4 protein-coding genes are annotated in these 2892 nt (G+C 63.1%); all 4 read right to left on the minus strand.

Annotated elements, in window-relative coordinates:
* Positions 1-366 (minus strand): M20/M25/M40 family metallo-hydrolase (locus tag I5W_RS28460; protein ID WP_148289220.1); only part of this gene is annotated, 366 nt, incomplete at its 3' end.
* Positions 367-368: 2 nt separating this feature from the next.
* The gene (locus I5W_RS28465; protein WP_044531779.1) at positions 369-728 is read right to left on the minus strand and encodes an ArsC family reductase; all 360 of its coding nucleotides are present in this window, start codon (positions 726-728) and stop codon (positions 369-371) included.
* 89 nt (positions 729-817) lie between these two features.
* On the minus strand, positions 818-1651 hold the full coding sequence (gene dapD, locus I5W_RS28470; protein WP_017451046.1) for a 2,3,4,5-tetrahydropyridine-2,6-dicarboxylate N-succinyltransferase: 834 nt from the start codon (positions 1649-1651) through the stop codon (positions 818-820).
* A gap of 57 nt (positions 1652-1708) precedes the next feature.
* A partial coding sequence (dapC, locus tag I5W_RS28475) for a succinyldiaminopimelate transaminase (RefSeq protein ID WP_044531780.1) occupies positions 1709-2892 on the minus strand: 1184 nt, incomplete at its 5' end.

Genomic DNA, 2892 nt, shown 5'->3' on the forward strand with positions numbered 1-2892 from the left:
CTTGTGCTCCGGATGGGCCGCCGTGAACTCTTCACAAGCCACCACCATGGCGGCAATCGAGGTCTTCATGTCGGAGGCGCCGCGTCCGTACAGGCGACCATCGCGCAGGGTCGGCTGGAAGGGATGCGACTGCCATTTTTCCAGCGGACCGGTCGGTACCACGTCGGTGTGGCCGGCAAAGACCACCAGCGGCTGCGCCGTTCCCTTGCGCGCCCACAGGTTGGTGACCTCGCCGGACTGGATGGTTTCGCAGACAAAGCCCAGCGGTGTAAGCAATTCCGCCAGCCTGGCCTGGCAGCCTTTGTCTTCGGGGGTGACGGAAGAAAGGGACATCAATTCCTGGGTCAGGGCCAGCGTCTTGCTCATGATCATTTCTCGAAAATGTGTTGATACTGATCGGCCTTGAAGCCGACGTGATACTGCTTGCCATCGAAGAGCACCGGGCGCTTCACCACCGAGGGGTTTTCCACCATCAGGGCGACGGCTGCGGCGTCATCGGTGATGGCCGCTTTGCGTTCGTCCGGCAGGGCGCGCCAGGTGGTCCCCTTGCGGTTGACCAGCACGTCGCGCTCCACGTCCTTCAGCCAGGCTTGCGCCTGTTCGGCGGTGAGGCCGGCCTTCTTGAAATCGTGGAAGTCAAAGGCGATCCCTTGCTCGTCCAGCCACACGCGGGCTTTCTTGACGGTGTCGCAGTTGGGGATGCCGAAAAGGGTGATCTTGTCGCTCATGCTCATTCTCAAATACGACGCCGCGCCGGACAGGACGACCGGCGCGGCGCGTGGGTGCTTCAGGACTTCAGGCAAGCCGCAGGACGGGATTACTCGCCGCGCAGCAGTTCGTTGATGGACGTCTTGGAGCGGGTCTGGGCATCGACCTTCTTGACGATGATCGCAGCGTACAGGCTGTACTTGCCATCCTTGGAGGGCAGGTTGCCCGGCACCACCACCGAGCCCGCCGGCACGCGGCCGTAGTGCACTTCGCCGGTTTCGCGGTCATAGATCTTGGTCGACTGGCCGATGTAGACGCCCATGGACAGCACCGAGTTTTCTTCGATGATGACGCCTTCGACCACTTCCGAACGGGCACCGATGAAGCAATTGTCTTCGATGATGACGGGGCCGGCCTGGACCGGCTCCAGCACGCCGCCGATGCCGACACCGCCAGACAAGTGAACATTCTTGCCGATCTGGGCAGCCGAACCGACGGTGGCCCAGGTATCGACCATCGTGCCTTCATCGACATAGGCGCCGATGTTGACGTAGGAGGGCATCAGCACCACGTTGCGGCCGATGAAGGAACCATGACGGGCCACGGCGGGCGGCACCACGCGGAAGCCGCCACGGGCGAAATCTTCAGCGGTGTAGTTGGCGAACTTGGTGGGGACCTTGTCGTAGAACTGCGGGTAGCCGCTACCGGCCGACATCGGCACGTTGTCCTCCAGGCGGAACGACAGCAGGATGGCCTTCTTCACCCATTGGTTGACTTCCCACTGGCCGACGCCTTGACGGTTGGCGACGCGCAGGGTGCCATCGTTCAGGCCTGCGATCACTTCGGCCACCGCATTGCGGATGTCGGCCGGAGCGCTCTTGGGGGACAGGCTGGCGCGGTCTTCCCACGCCTGATCGATGATTTGCTGAATGGACTGTGTCATGTTGATATCTATGAACGGTTGGGTGAAAGGGGGTAAGTCTGGCTTCTTGGCCGGGCCTCAGGCCTGGCCGGCCAGTTTCCTGGTGAAGGCGACGATGCGTTGCGCCGCCTCCAGGCATTCTTCGACTTCGGCCACCAGCGCCATGCGGATGCGGCCGGCGCCTGGATTGACGCCATGCGCCTCGCGCGCCAGGTAGCTGCCGGGCAGCACTGTGACATTATATTCGGCGTAGAGACGACGAGCGAATTCGGTGTCGCTGATATCGACCAGCTTGTCGACCTTGGCCCAAAGGTAGAACGCTGCATCGGGCAAGGCGACCTCCATCACTTCCTGCAGCAGCGGTGTGACCTGCGAGAACTTGGTGACGTACTTGGCGATGTTGTCCTGGACGTGGGTCTCGTCCTGCCAGGCCAAGACCGATGCGGCTTGGATCACCGGGCTCATGGCTGCACCGTGGTAGGTGCGGTAGAGCAGGAATTTCTTGAGGATGGCCGCATCGCCGGCGACGAAGCCCGAGCGCATCCCTGGCACGTTGGAGCGCTTGGACAGGCTGGAGAAGGAAATCAGGTTGCGATAGTCGCGGCCCAACAGGCGCGCAGCCTGCATGCCGCCCAGCGGCGGGTCTTGCTTGAAGTAGATCTCGGAGTAGCACTCGTCGGAAGCGATCACGAAGCCGTAGCGATCCGACAGGGCGAACAGTTCCTTCCAGTCTTCCAGCGTCAGCACGGCACCGGTAGGGTTGCCGGGCGAGCAGACGAACAGCAGCTGCACGCGTTCCCACACCTCTTGCGGCACCTGGCTGAAATCGGGCGCAAAGTTACGCGCCGGGTCCGAATTGACGAAGTAGGGCTCGGCACCGGCCAGGTAGGCTGAGCCTTCATAGATCTGGTAGAACGGGTTGGGGCACATCACCAGCGCACCCGGCCTGGTCGGATCGACCACGGTCTGGGTCAGCGAGAACAGCGCCTCGCGCGAGCCGATCACCGGCAGGATCTCGGTGGCCGGATCCGGGCGGGGGATGTCGTAACGCTTCTGCAGCCAGTCCGCAATCGCACCGCGCAGGGCATCGCTGCCCAGGGTGGCCGGGTAGGAGGCCAGGCCGCCCAGGTTGTCGGTCAGTGCCTGCTGGATGAAGGCCGGCGTGGGATGCTTGGGCTCACCGATGCCCAGGCTGATCGGGCGGTAAGCCGGGTCGGGCGTGATGCCGGCGAAGAGCTTCTTGAGCTTTTCGAAAGGTAGGG

The organism is Herbaspirillum sp. B65 (genome assembly GCF_000333555.1).
Lineage (GTDB): Bacteria > Pseudomonadota > Gammaproteobacteria > Burkholderiales > Burkholderiaceae_D > Herbaspirillum > Herbaspirillum rubrisubalbicans.

Excerpts from the sequence above, each read along its gene's own strand:
- I5W_RS28465 (WP_044531779.1), bottom strand. The coding sequence starts at position 728 with ATGAGCGACAAGATCACCCTTTTCGGCATCCCCAACTGCGACACCGTC.
- dapD (WP_017451046.1), bottom strand. The coding sequence starts at position 1,651 with ATGACACAGTCCATTCAGCAAATCATCGATCAGGCGTGGGAAGACCGC.